The organism is Providencia sp., assembly GCF_040396775.1.
In the GTDB taxonomy this organism is placed as follows: domain Bacteria; phylum Pseudomonadota; class Gammaproteobacteria; order Enterobacterales; family Enterobacteriaceae; genus Providencia.
The window spans coordinates 482,963-501,195 of sequence record NZ_JBEBNT010000001.1; the positions used below are offsets into that span (position 1 = coordinate 482,963).

The 18,233-nt window shown below is 39.5% G+C and carries 18 protein-coding genes; 4 read left to right on the forward strand and 14 right to left on the reverse strand.

Features of this window, described 5'->3' with window-relative positions; genetic code table 11:
• Positions 1-80: 80 nt before the first annotated feature.
• Complete coding sequence (gene pyk, locus ABWP91_RS02185; protein ID WP_353241809.1) at positions 81-1,523, forward strand: pyruvate kinase; 1,443 nt, start codon at positions 81-83, stop codon at positions 1,521-1,523.
• 72 nt (positions 1,524-1,595) lie between these two features.
• On the opposite strand, the gene ABWP91_RS02190 is transcribed toward pyk, so the two are convergent.
• The 10 genes from ABWP91_RS02190 to znuA form a co-directional block, all read right to left on the reverse strand.
• A complete protein-coding gene (locus ABWP91_RS02190; RefSeq protein ID WP_353241810.1) occupies positions 1,596-2,024 on the reverse strand; it encodes a DUF7832 domain-containing protein in 429 nt (142 codons plus the stop codon).
• Positions 2,025-2,161: 137 nt separating this feature from the next.
• On the reverse strand, positions 2,162-3,181 hold the full coding sequence (locus tag ABWP91_RS02195) for a fimbrial protein (protein ID WP_353241811.1): 1,020 nt from the start codon (positions 3,179-3,181) through the stop codon (positions 2,162-2,164).
• An 8-nt stretch (positions 3,182-3,189) separates the two neighbouring features.
• Complete coding sequence (locus tag ABWP91_RS02200) at positions 3,190-5,676, reverse strand: fimbria/pilus outer membrane usher protein (RefSeq protein WP_353241812.1); 2,487 nt, start codon at positions 5,674-5,676, stop codon at positions 3,190-3,192.
• 12 nt (positions 5,677-5,688) lie between these two features.
• Positions 5,689-6,351 carry a fimbrial biogenesis chaperone gene (locus ABWP91_RS02205; RefSeq protein WP_353241813.1) on the reverse strand — a complete coding sequence of 221 codons (663 nt, stop codon included), beginning with the start codon at positions 6,349-6,351 and terminating at the stop codon, positions 5,689-5,691.
• Between the two features lie 58 nt (positions 6,352-6,409).
• Positions 6,410-6,931 carry a fimbrial protein gene (locus ABWP91_RS02210; protein ID WP_353241814.1) on the reverse strand — a complete coding sequence of 174 codons (522 nt, stop codon included), beginning with the start codon at positions 6,929-6,931 and terminating at the stop codon, positions 6,410-6,412.
• A gap of 198 nt (positions 6,932-7,129) precedes the next feature.
• Entirely contained in the window at positions 7,130-7,711 is a 582-nt protein-coding gene (locus ABWP91_RS02215) for a hypothetical protein (RefSeq protein ID WP_353241815.1), read from the reverse strand.
• A 76-nt stretch (positions 7,712-7,787) separates the two neighbouring features.
• Positions 7,788-7,985 carry a LysR family transcriptional regulator gene (locus ABWP91_RS02220; protein WP_353241816.1) on the reverse strand — a complete coding sequence of 66 codons (198 nt, stop codon included), beginning with the start codon at positions 7,983-7,985 and terminating at the stop codon, positions 7,788-7,790.
• Positions 7,986-9,239: 1,254 nt separating this feature from the next.
• The gene (gene lpxM / locus ABWP91_RS02225) at positions 9,240-10,214 is read right to left on the reverse strand and encodes a lauroyl-Kdo(2)-lipid IV(A) myristoyltransferase (RefSeq protein WP_353241817.1); all 975 of its coding nucleotides are present in this window, start codon (positions 10,212-10,214) and stop codon (positions 9,240-9,242) included.
• A 116-nt stretch (positions 10,215-10,330) separates the two neighbouring features.
• Entirely contained in the window at positions 10,331-11,668 is a 1,338-nt protein-coding gene (gene mepM / locus ABWP91_RS02230) for a murein DD-endopeptidase MepM (protein WP_502935778.1), read from the reverse strand.
• 20 nt (positions 11,669-11,688) lie between these two features.
• Complete coding sequence (znuA, locus tag ABWP91_RS02235) at positions 11,689-12,648, reverse strand: zinc ABC transporter substrate-binding protein ZnuA (RefSeq protein WP_353241818.1); 960 nt, start codon at positions 12,646-12,648, stop codon at positions 11,689-11,691.
• A gap of 76 nt (positions 12,649-12,724) precedes the next feature.
• Here znuA and znuC point away from each other — a divergent pair, with 76 nt between their 5' ends.
• The 3 genes from znuC to ABWP91_RS02250 all read left to right on the forward strand — a co-directional run bounded on the left by znuC (position 12,725) and on the right by ABWP91_RS02250 (position 14,881).
• Positions 12,725-13,492 (forward strand): zinc ABC transporter ATP-binding protein ZnuC, encoded by a 768-nt coding sequence (gene znuC / locus ABWP91_RS02240; protein WP_353241819.1) that lies wholly within the window; start codon positions 12,725-12,727, stop codon positions 13,490-13,492.
• Positions 13,485-14,270 (forward strand): zinc ABC transporter permease subunit ZnuB, encoded by a 786-nt coding sequence (gene znuB, locus ABWP91_RS02245; RefSeq protein WP_353241820.1) that lies wholly within the window; start codon positions 13,485-13,487, stop codon positions 14,268-14,270. The genes znuC and znuB overlap by 8 nt, the downstream gene beginning before the upstream one ends.
• 143 nt (positions 14,271-14,413) lie before the next feature.
• Entirely contained in the window at positions 14,414-14,881 is a 468-nt protein-coding gene (locus ABWP91_RS02250; protein WP_353241821.1) for a hypothetical protein, read from the forward strand.
• 53 nt (positions 14,882-14,934) lie between these two features.
• Here the strand turns inward: ABWP91_RS02250 and ruvB are convergent, their stop codons facing one another.
• The 4 genes from ruvB to ABWP91_RS02270 all read right to left on the reverse strand — a co-directional run bounded on the left by ruvB (position 14,935) and on the right by ABWP91_RS02270 (position 18,217).
• Complete coding sequence (gene ruvB / locus ABWP91_RS02255) at positions 14,935-15,945, reverse strand: Holliday junction branch migration DNA helicase RuvB (protein ID WP_353241822.1); 1,011 nt, start codon at positions 15,943-15,945, stop codon at positions 14,935-14,937.
• A 16-nt stretch (positions 15,946-15,961) separates the two neighbouring features.
• The gene (gene ruvA / locus ABWP91_RS02260; protein ID WP_219248376.1) at positions 15,962-16,579 is read right to left on the reverse strand and encodes a Holliday junction branch migration protein RuvA; all 618 of its coding nucleotides are present in this window, start codon (positions 16,577-16,579) and stop codon (positions 15,962-15,964) included.
• Positions 16,580-16,719: 140 nt separating this feature from the next.
• Positions 16,720-17,241 carry a crossover junction endodeoxyribonuclease RuvC gene (gene ruvC / locus ABWP91_RS02265; RefSeq protein ID WP_206084169.1) on the reverse strand — a complete coding sequence of 174 codons (522 nt, stop codon included), beginning with the start codon at positions 17,239-17,241 and terminating at the stop codon, positions 16,720-16,722.
• Between the two features lie 232 nt (positions 17,242-17,473).
• Positions 17,474-18,217, reverse strand: coding sequence for a YebC/PmpR family DNA-binding transcriptional regulator (locus tag ABWP91_RS02270; protein WP_210835615.1), 744 nt, complete (start codon positions 18,215-18,217; stop codon positions 17,474-17,476).
• Positions 18,218-18,233 lie beyond the last annotated feature (16 nt).

An 18,233-nucleotide genomic window follows, 5' to 3' on the forward strand; every position in this document is an offset into this window, starting at 1 on the left:
TTTGCAGTAAACAGGTTTCGAAATGGGGTGAAATGGTTTCACCCTTTTATCAACGCCATTACAGGTCAACGGAGTCATACATGTCTAGACGGCTTAGAAGAACTAAAATTGTTACAACCCTTGGTCCAGCTACCGATCGTGATAATAACCTCGAAAAAATCATCAATGCAGGTGCCAACGTTGTTCGCCTTAACTTCTCCCACGGAACTCCAGAAGACCATCAATTACGCGCTAATAAAGTACGTGAAATCGCCGCTCGTTTAGGCCGCCATGTTGCGATCCTCGGTGATTTACAAGGTCCAAAAATTCGTGTTTCTACGTTTAAAGATGGTAAAGTTTTCTTAAATATCGGTGATAAGTTCATTCTTGATGCCAACTTAGGCAAAGGTGAAGGTGACCAGCAAAAAGTCGGCATCGACTATAAAGGGTTACCTGCTGACGTTGTTCCTGGCGATATCCTGCTACTCGATGATGGCCGTGTTCAATTAAAAGTCCGTGAAGTACAAGGTTTGCAAGTCTTTACTGAAGTGACTGTGGGTGGCCAATTATCAAATAACAAAGGTATCAATAAATTAGGCGGTGGTCTTTCCGCTGAAGCGTTAACAGACAAAGACAAAGAAGACATCAAAACCGCAGCGAAAATTAACGTCGACTACTTAGCCGTTTCCTTCCCTCGTTCGGGTGAAGATCTCGATTATGCACGCCGTTTAGCTCGTGATGCAGGCTGTGAATGCCAAATTGTCGCAAAAGTTGAGCGTGCAGAAGCCGTCGCAAACGACCAAGTGATGGATGAAGTGATCATGGCGTCTGACGTTGTAATGGTAGCGCGTGGTGACTTAGGTGTAGAAATTGGCGACCCAGAACTTGTCGCTGTTCAGAAAAAACTGATCCGTCGTTCACGCCAATTAAACCGCGTGGTTATCACTGCAACCCAAATGATGGAGTCGATGATAACTAACCCAATGCCTACCCGTGCAGAAGTCATGGACGTGGCGAATGCGGTGTTAGATGGCACGGATGCGGTGATGTTATCCGCAGAAACTGCCGCAGGCCAGTACCCGGCGGAAACCGTTGCCGCCATGGCACAAGTTTGTTTTGGCGCAGAAAAAATGCCAGGCTTAAACGTGTCTAAACACCGTTTAGATGCTGAATTTAGTAGCCCAGAAGAAGCCATTGCGATGTCAACAATGTACGCTGCTAACCATCTGAAAGGTGTGAAAGCGATTATTGCGATGACTGAATCAGGCCGTACAGCACGCATGATGTCCCGTATCAGCTCTGGCTTGCCTATTTTTGCTATGTCCCGCCATGAAAAAACACTGAACCAATGTTCACTGTATCGCGGTGTTACCCCTGTGTTCTGTAGCACACACACTGATGGCATTGAAGCTGCGGCGGAAGCAGTTACCCGTTTACGTGATAACGGCTATTTAATGAGTGGTGATATTGTCCTCGTGACTCAAGGTGACCTAATGGGCACAGTAGGAAGCACAAATACTTGCCGTATCTTAGAAGTCGAATAATCTTCCTTCTCTAGAGTTAAGTTATAAACATAAAGGCAGCGGTTACTCGCTGCCTTTATCATATCGCTGTATTCAAGACTTCACTTGTTTCCATTTTGCATAAGCATCGCTGATCACTACAGCGATTTTATCGTAATTTTCCCAACTATTTTTAACATGATATGTAGAGGGGAGTTCACCTTGCAAAATGCGCTCATAATCATCGAAATACCCACCTTCTTCTGCGGCGTAATAGAACTCTGTGAATTCGTTACCCTCATCATTTAAATCTTCACTGATAAATTTTTCATCACACATGGAAATTAAGAATTCACGACCATCCAATTTACGCGCTTTAACCAAGGTAATTTCATCTTCCGATTCGTCAAGATGAAACTCACCCACTAGATCATTTTGAATGACCCACGTCAGGTAAAAACCGATGTGTGTTCCACCGTTTTCAGTTGGGAGCCCTTCTGGGTAATCGCCACCATAGTGCCAATCCATACGATCAATTGCCATTGCCTTTTATACCTTCATTATTATTTATCAATAAGGATTACTATACAGGGTTAAATTCATTTAATAGATAGGAAATTCGGAGGGAAAATCATGTAGTTCTGCACTTAGCGGCTTGCTAAATGCAGAAATCGTTATTGTTAATGGTATTGTAGGTTAAACTGTAATGTGCCGTTCGCCTTACCCGCTTTCGTTGCTAATTGCGTTTGTATATAAGCGGCCTCTAGAGGAACATTATACAGACCCGCCGTACTATTTTTTTCGACTAAAGTCATCATCTGATTCAACTTGATTGGCTCGCCTTTATATTTGACTTGAATAGCGTAACCTTGCGCTGTATTAATGTCACTTAAGTCGTTCAATGCAATAGCCCCTGGTGTTTGGCTCGCATCTTGTGTCCCAACAAACGTCACCCTAATTGCGGAAATAGGGTCGCAATCGAGTTGTATTTGAAGGTTTTTTTTACTATCTGGGCTCGTTGATCCCACACCTGAAAAGGTCGATTTACTGACACTGCCAAATGGGACATCAATATTTTTATTTTTAACCTCACACCCGCTGGAAATCACTTTTACTGGGCCCATGTTGACCCATGGTTCTGTTTTTCCATATGTATCAGAGGTAATAAAACCATTATTGTATAAAATAAGCATTGCAGCCGTGACGCTAGGTAATGTTTGTGTTTTAACATTTTCCCCCACTTTATAAAAATCGGCTCTTAACTGTACGGAATAGGATGCTGAAGATGAATTAATGCCGCAAATTAATCTGTTACTAAGATTACCATCTTTAGTATTCACACCATCCACATACGCACTTCCCGAACAAGGCGATGTTACTGTGCCATGAAGTACATAGCCTACACCTGAGCTGTTAATTTCCCTCACATAGCCAACGCCAGGGATTTTTCTTGATGACGCGGTAAGCCCGGTAAGATAGATCCCCACTTCTGTTCGACCCGTTACATTCCACCAAACCCACGGTGTGTAACTTCCCAAATCAACCGAGTCAATAAAACTGCCAACGGGTAAGGTTCGAGGGACATACAGGGTTTTTGCAACATCTTTTGTTCTTGTCACAAATTCAGCTCTATATTCTGCAAAACCAAAGTGTGAATATAAAAGCGCTGGAATACAGAATATTAAACCCAATTTTTTCATGATAGCTCCTATTCACACACGCGTTCTATAAACTGAATTTTGTCACTTTCTAGTGATAATGAAAGCGGTACCGTACATTGTTGAGATGGCGTATTCCCCCATTTCACCTTAATAATACTTTGCTCAGGTACTCCGCTTAAATACACTTCACCATCATTCGCAACAATGCCGCTAGTCATTTGTTTATCACTTTCAAGCACAAAAACTTGTGTACCAAATGCAATCGGCTTTTCGTTATTAATTAACCTTAATAAGATTCTTGCGCCGCGTTTTGCTTGGAAATTAGCTAATACAATGGCACCTTGAGTCGGGACAACTGTCGTTGTATTGATTGCAACATCATTATTTCCTGTCAGTGTAGCTGTATCTACACTCACCTTATTACGCTCATAGCGTGTCACAGTTGGAATAACGGCATAACCCGATGCATCCGTATATAAAGCTTGGGAGTTATTCACTTTAAGATTGTCGATGTCTTCAGCTTTAACTAATACCGCTGAGTCATAAATTGTCCGTGATGCCGTAATTCCGCCAGAATGTAATAACAATGCCCCCGTTGCCCCTAAATCTACTGAGTTATATTTAGGGTCATAGTTGTATCCAGCACTGTATTCCCCTGCTGAAACAATATAGTTAGCACTTACCGAATTACTGTACTCATTTCGACTATGGTTATATCGTTGAGTAATATCGTACTGAAGATTATTATCTTCTAAACGCGTACCATTAAAGCTAAGTGAACTCGTGGAATCCCCTTTTCGGCTGGTGTTATAGCTATAATTAACCCAATTATTTTTCTGGCCAATTTCAAATGGAATGCTCAAATTCACCGAAAGCATCTGATCATTCGTGTTAGAGTAATCTTGCTTTGTATATGAATAAGCAACACTGTAATTCATCGCGTTGTAGTTTGAGCTAAAACTCATAGTCAGATTTTTATCTGAACCGCCCTTATCCCAATAATATTGTTGATAACCATTAACGGATAAATAGCCAATCCCATCCAAAGATTGTGAAACAGAGGCTTGAAACTGTTGCTTTTTCCTCCCCATATCGTAAAAATAATTATTCGATGAAGAAAAATCATAGTAATTTTTTGTTGAATAACGATATGACGCTAAAGAAAAAGATGTGCCTGTACCTGGTAGGTACTTTGAATATTGAACTCGATACGATTGCCCGTCCGCTTTTGTTTTATCAATTAATGTTGTCGAGGCTTGAGTAATATCCGTTGAGATAGCACCAATATTTCCTAAATTGACACCCGTCCCCATTGTATAAGCTTGGTAATCAGGGGAAACCAAAAATCCACCGTATACCGACATATTATAAGGCAAACCATAAATAGCTGAAGCTTGTGCAAAACTCGGTTTTCTTCGTGCATTATCAACATTATATTTACCAATATCGACACTGTATTTTAGGGCTCCCGCCCTTTGCATCATGGGTACGGCTGAAAATGGTTGAATAAACGAACGAGTCGTACCATTTGCTTCTTCAATAGTGACTTCTAAATCACCACTGTAAGATGTCGGATAAAGATCATTAATCGAAAATTCACCTGGTGGCACCGTCGTTTGGTAAATGACACTGCCATTTTGCCTTACCGTCACAATCGCATTTGTCTGTGCAATTCCCGTCACAACTGGCGCAAATCCACGCTGACTCTGCGGTAACATGCTCTCATCTGACGCTAATCTAACCCCGCGAAACGGGTTACTTTCCATCACACCATTATCAGATGATGTTTCGCCAATCGTTAAACGGCTTTTTAGTACTCGAATATCCCGCTCTAAATAAGTTTGTAAGTTATTCCAATGGCTTTCGTCCATTGTTTTACTGTATGTACTATGGTTTCGTAACCGCCATGCATTTAAATTAATACCGCTTCTCAAACCTAAAAATGAGTTATTATTATTGTCTCTGTCTTTATACCAATACTTGTTATATCTCGCTGTATAATTAACGAATGCGGCATTAATTCCGTCGTCCCACTCGCTGGGTTCAACGTAGCCTCGACTTGTGTTTTCCAATCCAATTTGAGGAATACTTAACTGCAATTGATTAACTTCAAAATGATAACCCAGTTTTGCACTCGGAATAAGAGTCTCTATGTCTTTCACATATTCACTGTCATTCATATCTGCAAATTCTTGGTTAACTGTACTTTTAACTCCCCATTCTAATAACATTTTTTTGGTCACTTCAGGGATAAGTTTTTTCATTTCGTCGTCGTAAACAAAGGTTATACTTTTATTTTCAACTAAATTATTATTTATATAGACATCGACAAAGTAAGTGCCTGGGAGTTGTCCACCTACTTGTGAAAGGTAACCTAAGCTATTAACATCGGCTACTTGGCTTTCAATGCCTGTATTAATTGCATTAATATCAAATATATCTTCGGAAATCGCACTATTTGCATAAAGTATCATGCTGATAGATATAAATATTTTAGAATAGGATAGCTTTATTTTCGCGCAGGCAACTGACATTTTTATATACTCTTACTTGGTTTTTTTCTCAATAATGGCACCGTAGTCATTAATAAATTGCACCACTATAGAATTATCATTATTCGTATTTTTCTTAAGAATATAATCGTTGTTAAATGGGTAAATTAAATTTTTGCCATCGACCACATTACCATTGACTAAAATATTTTTTATCGATAAATGGTAAGGTGTTTGATTATTAATCATAATTCCATCTGGTTTTTTTACTAAAAGAACCTTTTCGAAATCGAATGGCTCAATATCTTTTGAGCGTAAAAACAATTTAAACTGTGAATTGATGATTATCTGTAATTCGTTTTCTATCCCACTATCCTTTGGGGGTATAGATTTGATATTCAATAAATACAACTTTTCAATATTAGTGCCTATTGGTTCACCAATGTATGAAATACGAGCTGAACCATTTGTATCCGGTTCAATCCTAAATAGAGGTGGCGTCGCTATAAATGGGGTTTTTCCTTCACCATCATACGGTGATACCCAACTTTGTATTAAAAATGGTTTTTCTTTATCACTATTATAAATCGGAATATCAATTTCACGTTTATTCTCTTCATAAACAAATCGTGTTCCCCCGACGCTAATACCCGCTGCGTAAGAAAAATTGGACATAGTGAACGCAAATAAAAGTACTGAAAGTAATATTCTTTTCATAAACACAGCCTGGAATTAAGAAGAAATAGAGAGTGGCGAACGCCACCCCCTAATAGTATTAATGGTATTGAATACTATAAACTGCACTACTGTTTGCAGGACCTGCGGTTGCAGCACCTGTTGCTTTATAACGAGCTACATAGTCTAAATCGACTGTTGCACCATCAAATTCAACTTCTTTTGAATCTTCAAACAGTTTGATTTGTGTAGTTGCATCTTTTTCAAATAAAGCGATACCCACATTTTTAGCAACACCCGCAGCTTGGTTGATCGCAAGAATATCACGGTCAGCCGTATCACGAGTACCACCAAAGCGTACAGTCACTTTAGAGTTTGCAGGGCAATCAATAAGTTTAATTGTAAAGTCTTTTAGGCCAGCGACTTCACCTTGTGCAGCTAAGCTTTTTGATGAAACTTTCCCAAGGTCAACATTTAAATTTTTAGAGTTACTATCAACTGTACAAGCGATATCTGTTATTTCTCCAGTAAAGTTAATTGTGCCTGAAGCAAAAGCAGTTGACGCAGATGTTACAGCTAAAGCTACCCCTATTACAGTTAGGGATTTTTTTAGAATACTCATAATGGTTCCTATAAAATAGATCTTTAATTATTAATTACTACTTAATGAATAACTTCATTACTCATATTAGGTGTGCTAAAGAAATATACCATTTACCTTTAGTTAAGTTAACAAATTGATACATTGAATTTTTTGAAATTACATCTAAAAACTTTATGTTTTATTTTGAGTAATCAACAAATGAAGAATTTATTTATTTTAAACGTTGTCAATAAGATAATATTTTAAAATATCACTCACTATTGAATTTTTATTCAAATACATATAAAAGCGATATTTATTGCTTTTATTTGCAATTCTCAGCTCTTTTAGTGAATTATTATTCAGCTCATTCTGTATTAAATTTTTAGGTAACCATGAGTACCCAACTGAATTTTCAGTTAATTTTACTGCTATTTCAACATTCACTACGTTAATTGTCTGGATGCTTTTTTCAACTTCGCCAAAAGCAGGAGTCAAAACAATATGAGTTGTTTTTTCCAATAAATTCAAAACATTAGATTCGTCACATGACTGTAATTTATGCTCTGGGCTAGTCACTAAAATAGCGTCAACTTGCTCTAAATAAATTGGATTTAAAGATTCAATGTTATGATGAGTAATAAGCAAATCATAATTTTTTAGTGATAATACATCCGCTCTTTCTAAGGGTATCCTTTTAAAATCAATATCATAATCCTTTCTTAGCCGTGTAAACTGCCCTATTTTTTCAAGCATTTCATCACTCTGATATAATGAGTCCATAACAATGTTAATTTTCCCATTACCATCATAATTCAATGATTTAGCTAACTCCTCTAATGAAATTGCCTTATTTGTAACCTCCCTAGATAACGCTAGAAGCTGTTCGCCCTGCTTAGTTAATACTGCACGGCGCCTCTCTCCTCTCTAAAGAAAAGATCTCAAGTTCCAATGTTTGCTCTAATTTGCTAATCGTATAGCTTATTGATGATTGTGTTCTATGCAAAATTTCAGCTGCTTGAGCAAAACCACCATAGTCAACGACAGCTTGTAAAGTAATCCATTGGTCTAATGTCGTTCGGGTTTTTTCCATAATCTCTCCAAGTATTAGCCTGAAGTTATTCTTATTATTCCAGTAAAATATAGCAACATATTTTAAATGCGTTAATAGGTATTTATACATAGCGACTGATTAACAAACATATGTTTAGTTTTCTTTAAGTTATTTAACCTAAAACTTAAAACATTAGTTTTTAAATGGTCAATTATTTCTTATTTATCAAAAACAAATAAATCATAGAATAATTAATGTAATTTAATTAATTTCAATCACAACAAATCAGAATAATAAACTTTAATCTTTTATTTAAAAAACAAACAATATAAATAATTTTTTTATTTTATAGTATTTATTTTTTCTTTTTTTATTTCTTCTTTACAAGATTAAATTACCGTCTATATTTAATCATGAAAAATAGTCTAATCATAATAATGATAGAATATACCCTATTCTGACCTACCCATAATAGTCAGTCATTTTATGATGACAATTTGACATTAAACACTTCACATTTAAAAAAAATCACATAAAAAATGACATATAGCGCAATTAGCAACGGTAGAAACTATTTATTATGCAAGTCAATTTAACCATTCTTATCTGAACAATCATTTTCCGTCAAATTTACCCCGTATTTTTAGAAAGCTGTATAACGACCATTTTTTGCCCATCGTGATAATAGATATATGCAAGGAGGCTTCCACCAGAAATTCTCCCTAACTAAAATCTTTCTCATCGATAACTCATGCTCTTAGCGCCAGCAATTCTGCTTAATAAAGCGATTTTAAATACACGTTATAGGTTATAAATAAATGTTAATTTTTCATTTTATTTTACAAAATCAATAAATATGAAATGTTACATTAGCCATAAATATGTTAAACATTAAACAGTAACATAGATGAATCTTATCAATTCATCAAATAGATAAGGTTTATTTACGCTTTAAAGGCGTTAGACAGGGGAGATCTGGTATTTTATTCGAGAAAACAGATTGTCTTATAGAAAGGAAACGGCGACAGTTGAAAATATTTTCTTATTTTTCAATTAATTAAGTAAATCGTGTCCGCTGAACTATTTTAGTGATTTTTTTAAATTTTAGAAGTATGTCTAAAAATAAAATTTTTAACCTAGACTCCCAAACTTTATCTTAAATTTTAATATTAAAAATCTATATTTTCATAAGCCATAAAAATACGCTAAGCATTTATAGCCAGATTTTTAGCGAAAAAAAACCACCACAATAATGTGATGGCTTTCTTTTGCAGCACTAGTACTGTTGCCGAGCTATCGATACAGATCCTTGCGTTGATAAGGCTCTATCTCCCCTTCTTTACGGGTTTTCAATAATTTTAAAATCCATGTATATTGTTCAAGACTAGGTAACACAAGGTTTTCAAGCTCTTCATTCATCCTACGTGCGATATATTCATCATCTTTCCCATCGATATCATCCATTGGCTCACGGATATAAATGTGTAATTGATGAGTTTTATGATCATACACTGGAAACAAAGGTACAATTTTAGCTTTGCATACTTTCATTAAACGCCCAATAGCAGGAAGCGTTGCTTTATATGTACCAAAAAAATCAACAAATTCACTGTGTTCCTCACCATGGTCTTGATCAGGCAGGTAGAAACCCCAGTAGCCTTGCCTGACAGAGGCGATAAATGGCTTGATCCCCGCTTCTCGCGAATGAAGGCGCCCACCAAAATGATAACGTGCTTTGTTCCATAGGTAATCTGCAACAGGGTTCTTTTGATGATGGAACATCGCAGCCATTTGCTGGCCCCTCGCTGCTAATAACATCGCAGGTGCATCCACCGCCCAACCGTGCGGTACCATAAAAATCACATTACTTTGTTGCTCTTTTAACCGTTGGATGATTTCTTCATTATGCCAATGTGTGCGTTCAAGTGTCTTATTCGCCCCTCGAAGGCACAACTCAGCTAATATAACAAAAGATTGAGGAGCTGTTTCAAACATACGGTCAACTAAATCTTCTCGTTGTTCCTCTGTATATTCAGGGAAGCAATAAAGTAAGTTGATTTTTGCACGGCGGCGAGCACTTTTCGCTATTCGCCCCACCCATTTACCTATTTTAGCCAACATCGGGTCACGAACTTTAACTGGAGTATAAGCAAGCCCCGCTAATACAGCGGCTCCCAACCAAACACCCCAATATTTTGGCAATAAATAAGAACGGTGAAATGTTGGCACATAGCCTTTTTTACTGTCTGTGTCTTTATTTTTATTCATACTGCACTCAAGTGAATAATGGCTATATTTTTATAGCTTAAAATAATGATTTATGGAAGCATTTCAAAGAAAACTGGCAGATACAAGTACCTGCCAGTTATGAGAAGAAGAATGTATTACAGCTTTAGTTGAGGTTTTGTTTCTTTAACTAACGCTAAGTATTCTTTACGCTCTTTACCTGTTAACCCGCCTGAACTTGGTAGTTTAGCAGTTAAAGGATTAACGGCTTGCTGATTCACCCACATTTCAAAATGCAAGTGTGGCCCAGTTGAACGCCCTGTATTGCCTGACAATGCGATGCGGTCACCACGTTTAACTTTTTGACCTGGCTTAACCAGTAACTGGCGTAAATGCATATATCGAGTCGTATATTGTCGACCATGACGAATTGCAATAAAGTTACCCGCAGCACCACTGTATTTCGACACAATCACTTCACCATCACCAACCGCTAAAACAGGCGTGCCAACTGGCATTGCAAAGTCCACGCCTTTATGTGGTGCAACACGACCTGTAACTGGGTTAACACGGCGAGGGTTAAATTGGGAAGAAACTCTAAATTGTTTCGCTGTTGGAAAACGCAAGAAACCACGTTCTAAACCATTCCCTTCGCTATCGTAGTATTTACCGTCTTCAGCGCGGAACGCAAAATAACTTTTGCCATTAGTTTGCAAACGTACGCCAACAAGCTGACTTTGCTCACTGCGGCCATTGAGCATTTCACGGCTCATTAACACACTGAATTTATCGCCTTTTTTCAGTTTACGAAAATCCACTTGCCATTGCAGCGCTTTGATAACTTCACGGCCTTCATTACGTGTTAAACCCGCTTTACTGGTGCTTTGTGCGAAAGAACCGTCAACAGTGCCTTTTAAAACACTGTTAGTCCACTCACCTGTGCGAATTTGTTTAACTTCTTCGAATTTATTTGTCACACCGACACGGTTAAATACTCGTGTTTCACGGCGATTCACTTCCCATGTTAACGATTCTAATTCACCTTGCTCGGTCAAAGACCAATTTAGTGTTTGACCAATTTTTAAGTTTCTGAGTGATTTATGTTGATTCGAAAGTGTTGCAACATCACCCGCTTCAATACCAAACTGAGTTAAAATTGTCGTTAAGTTATCGCCGCTTGCAACAACATATTCATGGGCCAACGGAACTGTCTCACCCCCAGCAGCATCTACTTCTGCTTCGGTATCAACCACACCCTCATCAGGCAGTTGATCACTACTATCTTGGATAATGTCATCTGTAGCATCTGTAGAGGGTAATAATGCAAGAGGAATGATGGTATCAGGCGTACCATCATAGTCAGAAGTGGTTGGAACATGGACTGGCCGCCAAATTGCGACGGCCATGGTAGCGACTGTAAGTGTACTTAACACAATTTTGTGAGTTCTAGACAGGCTACCATACACCTGAGCCAGACCTTTGGCCATTTGCTGCACTTAAAAAATTCCTTCTATTTTTAATTCAGGCAACTGGCGTATTGTTCTGACAATTTTGTCAAAAACTGCATGTAGCTATCTGGTCCAAGAGCCAGCCCAATTCCGAGTGGGTCGAGAGTTCCCATTTTGACTCCCGTATTACGTGCTACACTTTCAATCACAGCAGGCCTGAATTGTGGCTCAGCAAAAACACATTGTGCTTTGTGCTCAACCAATTGAGTTCGTATTTGATGTAATTTCTGCGCACCAGGTTGTATTTCTGGGTTTATCGTAAAATGCCCTAGAGGGGCCAATTGATAGTGTTTTTCAAAGTAGCCATAAGCGTCGTGAAAAACAAAATAACCCTTGTTTTTAGCTGGCTGTAAAATATTAGCAATTTTCTGATCATTTTGCGTCATATTTTCTCTGAATTTACGAAGGTTTACGTCTAGCTTATCTTTTTGGTCAGGATAAAGCGCTACTAAACGATCGTGAATGTCCTGTGCGGCAAAATTTGCTATCTCTGGGGATAACCAGATGTGCATATTATACTCACCATGGTGATGATGTTCGTGATCCTTGTCATGATTAGCTTCATCCGTGTGTTCATGGTCATGTTCATCTTCATGAGACTCGGCCATAAGTAGTGGTTTAATATTTGCCTGTTCCGCTAGCGCCAGACGTTTATTCTGAGGTAACGTATTGATAGGCTTCTGTAAAAACATTTCTAATTCAGGTCCAACCCACACAAATAAGTCTGCTTGTTTAATTTTTTTCAGATCAGAGGGTTTTAATGCGTAATCATGGGGTGAGGAGCCGTCTGGCAGTAAAACTTGCGTCTCTGTCACGCCATCAGCAATACCGGATGCAATAAACGCCAGTGGACGAATTGATGTAACGACATCTGCATTGGCTGTTGATACCATTGTTGCGCTTAATACGGAGGTTGCCACCGCCCCGAAAATAAATTTACGGGCAATGTGTTTCGATTTATGTATCATAGCAGTCTTTTTCCGTGATTTTAATTTTGAAATGTTATAATATAACACAACATGATTTCTGCAAGATGTTTTTCATATGCAACCATTACTGACTTTAAATAAAATTTCTGTTTCATTTGGCGATAAACAGGTCCTCAAAGATGTCTCCTTTGAACTTAATAAAGGCGACATCGTGACGCTTTTGGGCCCAAACGGTGCGGGAAAATCAACGATAGTGCGTGTTGTTCTGGGGCTTCTTCCCCCAACATCAGGCTCAATTAAACGAGCCTCAACACTTGCTATTGGCTATGTTCCTCAAAAACTGCATTTAGATACAACGCTTCCCCTGACAGTAAAGCGTTTTATGTTACTCAAGTTAGGCGTTCGCCAAGAACATCTACTGCCTGCTCTTGAGCGTGTTAATGCCACCCACCTTCTAGACCAACCGATGCAAAAGTTATCGGGCGGCGAAACACAGCGTGTTTTATTAGCACGTGCTTTACTTAACAAACCTGACCTTCTTGTGCTCGATGAGCCTGCACAAGGCGTTGATATTACGGGGCAAGTTGCTCTTTATGATTTAATCAACCAATTAAGAACTGAGCTTGGTTGTGCCGTACTTATGGTTTCCCACGACTTACATTTAGTGATGGCAAAAACAGATAAAGTACTTTGTATTAATGGCCATATCTGTTGTTCTGGTGCACCTGATGTCGTGTCCAATCACCCTGAATTTGTCGCTATGTTTGGCTACCGTGGTGCACAACAATTAGGGGTATATCGTCATCAACATAACCACCAGCATGATTTAGAAGGTAATGTTATTAACGGGCACCAACACAGCAAGGACTGCAAGCATGATTGAGTTATTATTACCTGGCTGGATAGCAGGCATGTTACTTGCTATCGCCGCGGGGCCTTTAGGCTCCTTTGTTGTTTGGCGCCGCATGTCCTATTTTGGCGACACTTTAGCGCACGCTTCTTTATTAGGTGTTGCCTTTGGGTTATTACTGAATATCAACCCTTTTTATGCTGTCATTACCGTTACACTTTTACTTGCCTTAATCTTAGTTTGGCTCGAAAAGCGCCCACAACTTGCCGTTGATACATTACTCGGAATTATGGCTCATAGCTCACTATCACTTGGTCTAGTGGTTGTCAGCTTAATGGCCAATGTCCGTGTTGACCTGATGGCTTATTTGTTTGGTGACCTACTTTCCGTTAGCTATGACGATATTATCACGATATTTATTGGTGTGATTGTCGTTTGCGGTTTGCTTTTTTATCGTTGGCGGGCGCTTTTATCCATTACCGTTAGCCCTGAGCTTGCTTTTGTCGATGGCATCAATATTCAACGCCTGCGTTTATTGCTGATGTTAGTGACTGCGTTGACTATTGGTATTGCCATGAAGTTTGTGGGTGCGCTGATCATTACTTCACTCCTGATTATTCCAGCCGCTACCGCTCGTCGTTTTGCACGTACACCTGAGCAAATGGCTTTTGTCGCCGTAATAATTGGTATGATGTCAGTCACTGGTGGCTTAGCCTTCTCGGCATTTTATGATACCCCCGCAGGTCCCTCTGTTGTTTTAGTTTCTGCCGTTCTGTTTGTACTCAGCTTAACAGTTAAAGCAAAAAACTGATTGATAACTCTAAAATTTTCTCGTGCCGTTGTTTAAAACAAACAACGGCATTTTTATTTATATTAAACTAATTAATATAAATAGTTTTTCCTTTGACCATCTTTCATACTCAAAACTAATATTTCAAATTACAGGATAGTAAAATGAAGCAAGCTCTCACGCTTTTAGTCTCTCTAGGATTATTTTCAGCATCTGCAAGCGCAATAGAATACTCATGTCAGTTAGAAAATAATAAATTAGTTAGCGTTGTTGTTGAGAAAGGCAAAACACCCATTTATCGCTATGGAACCTTAGGGAAAACTGAGATCACCCTACCCGCGAATGCCAAAGGTAAAAAGAATATTTTTGTCGGGCAGCGTTATTTTGCTAATGGTGCAGACTCAGTTTACATCCGCTTTCAAAATGGCAATTATAATTATGTACTTTACCAAGGTGAAGGGAAAGGCTGGTACTTTGACGGGCTGGTTGTTTACCAAGGAAACAAAATTATTAATAAAAAATCCTGTAAATCTGAAAATAACCTAGACCTGCGCAGTATTATGAATTATGGGCTTCCTGAAGATATTGGAAATACAGATGTTGATTATGCCCTGAATCCAGATATTCAGTAGTTTTTATTTAACATGTTGATTTTTCTCCCTCTGAAGAGAGGGAGAAAAAGAAATTACACTTCTTTTGGTGTTAAACCAAAATGATTATAGGCATGTGCCGTCGCCATTCGCCCTCTAGGGGTACGTTGAATAAAACCTTGCTGGATTAAATAAGGTTCTAAAACATCTTCGATTGTTTCGCGCTCTTCGCCAATGGCTGCGGCTAAGTTATCAACACCAACAGGTCCGCCCATAAATTTATCGATAATCGCGACAAGTAATTTGCGGTCTAAATAATCAAAACCTGCAGCATCCACATTGAGCATGTCCAAGGCTTTGTTTGCGATAAGTTCATCAATTGAGCCATCCCCTTTAACTTGCGCAAAATCACGTACACGTCGTAACAGGCGATTTGTAATACGCGGAGTCCCACGAGAACGCATCGCGACTTGCATCGCCCCTTCTTCTGTAATATCGAGCCCCATATACTGGGCACTGCGTTTGACAATATGTTGTAAATCCGCAACCTGATAAAACTCAAGCCGCTGTACGATGCCAAACCGGTCACGCAGCGGGGAAGTCAACGACCCTGCCCGTGTTGTAGCGCCAATTAAGGTAAAGGGTGGGAGGTCAATTTTGATAGAACGTGCAGCGGGACCCTCACCAATCATAATATCTAATTGGTAGTCTTCCATTGCAGGATAAAGAATTTCTTCAACCACGGGGGAAAGACGGTGAATTTCGTCAATAAAAAGCACATCATGTGGCTCTAAATTGGTTAGCATCGCGGCTAAATCACCCGCTTTTTCCAGTACTGGCCCTGACGTTGTTCGCAAATTTACGCCTAATTCGTTGGCAACAATCCCGGCAAGTGTCGTTTTACCCAGCCCTGGTGGGCCAAAAATTAATAGATGGTCAAGCGCATCGCCCCGCATTTTGGTCGCTTGGATAAAAATCTCCATTTGATCTTTTACTTGCGGCTGACCAATATATTCACTAAGTAGTTTTGGCCTAATCGCACGATCAATGGCTTCTTCATCCGACTGTAAAACTTCAGCGGTAATTAGGCGATCTGCTTCAATCATCTCAATGGCCTCTTAATCAGAGTGCTGCACGTAGGGCATCACGGATCAATGTTTCCGAATCACTGCCCGGCTTCGCGACTTTACTCACCATACGGCTAGCTTCTTGTGGCTTGTAGCCCAATGCAATCAATGCAGCTGCCGCTTCTGCTTCAATATCAGCGGTACTTGGCACTTTGCTATTAACATCTGGCAAGTTGATATCGCTGGTTTGATTGAATAAGTCACCATTCAACCCTTTGAATCGGTCTTTCATTTCAACAACTAAACGCTCAGCTGTCTTTTTGCCGATCCCCGGTAATTTAACCAATGAAGCAATGGCTTCTTGTTCAATAGCAGAGACAAATTGTTGGGCAGACATGCCAGAGAGGATGGCTAATGCAAGCTTTGGCCCAACACCATTTACTTTAATTAACTCTTTAAACAGCGCTCTTTCTTGCTTATCGTTAAAACCATACAGTAATTGGGCATCTTCGCGTACAACAAAATGTGTGAAAACAATGGCTTCTTGGCCAATATCAGGTAATTCATAGAAACACGTCATAGGCATATGGACTTCATAGCCTACGCCTTGCAGTTCTAATAAAACTATTGGTGGTTGCTTTTCTAATACAATGCCACGTAAACGACCAATCACATTGAATTCCTCTATTATGGCCTAAGCCGAAATCTGTTTAGCAAAACGTTATTAATAGTGCTGTTTATACCACAAAAAAGGCTGGATGCATATCCAGTTGCAAGCTATTTGTTTTCATACCATCGGCTTTCGGACAAACTCTACCTTAGCCGCCCACGCGTTAATACCAAACGCGGATCGCCCACTTTTAATAAGTTCTGATTAAAGTGACAGTGCGTAATCGCGATCGCCAGTGCATCCGCCGCATCAGACTGTGGGTTAGCGGATAGCTTAAGAATCGATTTAACCATATGTTGTACTTGACTTTTTTCAGCCGCCCCAGTGCCCACAACCGTTTGTTTCACTTGACGAGCCGCATATTCAAATACAGGAATGCTTAAATTTGCTGCTGCGACAATCGCCACCCCGCGAGCTTGGCCTAATTTGAGCGCTGAATCTGGGTTTTTTGCCATAAAAACTTGTTCTATTGAAAGAACATCTGGCTGATATTGGGTGATAATTTCCGAGACCCCCGCATAAATACGTTGCAGACGACTTGGTAAATCATCAACTTGTGTGCGAATGCAGCCACTGCCTAAATACAGTAATTGCCTGCCTTGTTGGCGAATGACGCCATAACCGGTGACGCGAGAACCGGGGTCAATTCCTAATATAATTGCCATAAAGAATCGATTTATGCCTCTTAATATTTATTGCTCGTTATTCATGATATTACTTAGCAGCATAATACTATCTATTTCAATTAAATAGCCATTTGATTCTTCGTGTTAAGCAAGGGATATACAAAAAGTATAGAAGAAGAAAAAACAAAGGCGTTAGAGAAAGCAGGCTGCGTCAGCCCGCTTTCTCTACGCGGAGGGACTAAATTACAGATGTAAAATAGTACGCCACTGATTACAGTGTCGCTGCAACTTCGTCAGAAATATCACCGTTATGGTAAACTTCTTGAACGTCGTCAGAGTCCTCTAACATGTCGATAAGGCGCATCAATTTTGGCGCTGTTTCTGCGTCAAGTTCTGCGGTGATCGATGGGATCATCGAAACTTCAGCCGCTTCGCTAGTAAAGCCTGCTGCATCTAATGCATCTTTAACAGTACCAAACGTCTCAAATGTGGTGTAAACATCAATCGCACCATCGTCATAAGTTTCAACGTCATCAGCACCGGCTTCAAGCGCCGCTTCCATCAATGCGTCTTCATCCACACCCGGTGCATACGTAATCACGCCACGTTTGGTGAATAAATAAGAGACAGAACCATCCGTTCCTAGGTTACCACCTGTTTTGGTGAACGCGTGGCGCACTTCAGATACGGTACGGTTACGGTTGTCACTTAAGCATTCAACCATAACGGCTGTACCACCAGGGCCATAACCTTCATAAATGATGGTTTCCATATTATCATTTTCATCATTACCCACACCGCGTGCAATTGCACGGTTTAAGGTGTCACGAGTCATGTTATTTGATAATGCTTTGTCCACTGCGGCACGTAAACGTGGGTTAGTGCCAGTATCGCCACCACCTAAACGTGCAGCGGTGACGAGCTCACGAATAATTTTTGTAAAAATCTTACCGCGCTTAGAATCTTGGGCTGCTTTACGGTGTTTGGTATTGGCCCATTTACTATGACCTGCCATGAAATATCTCCAAAAA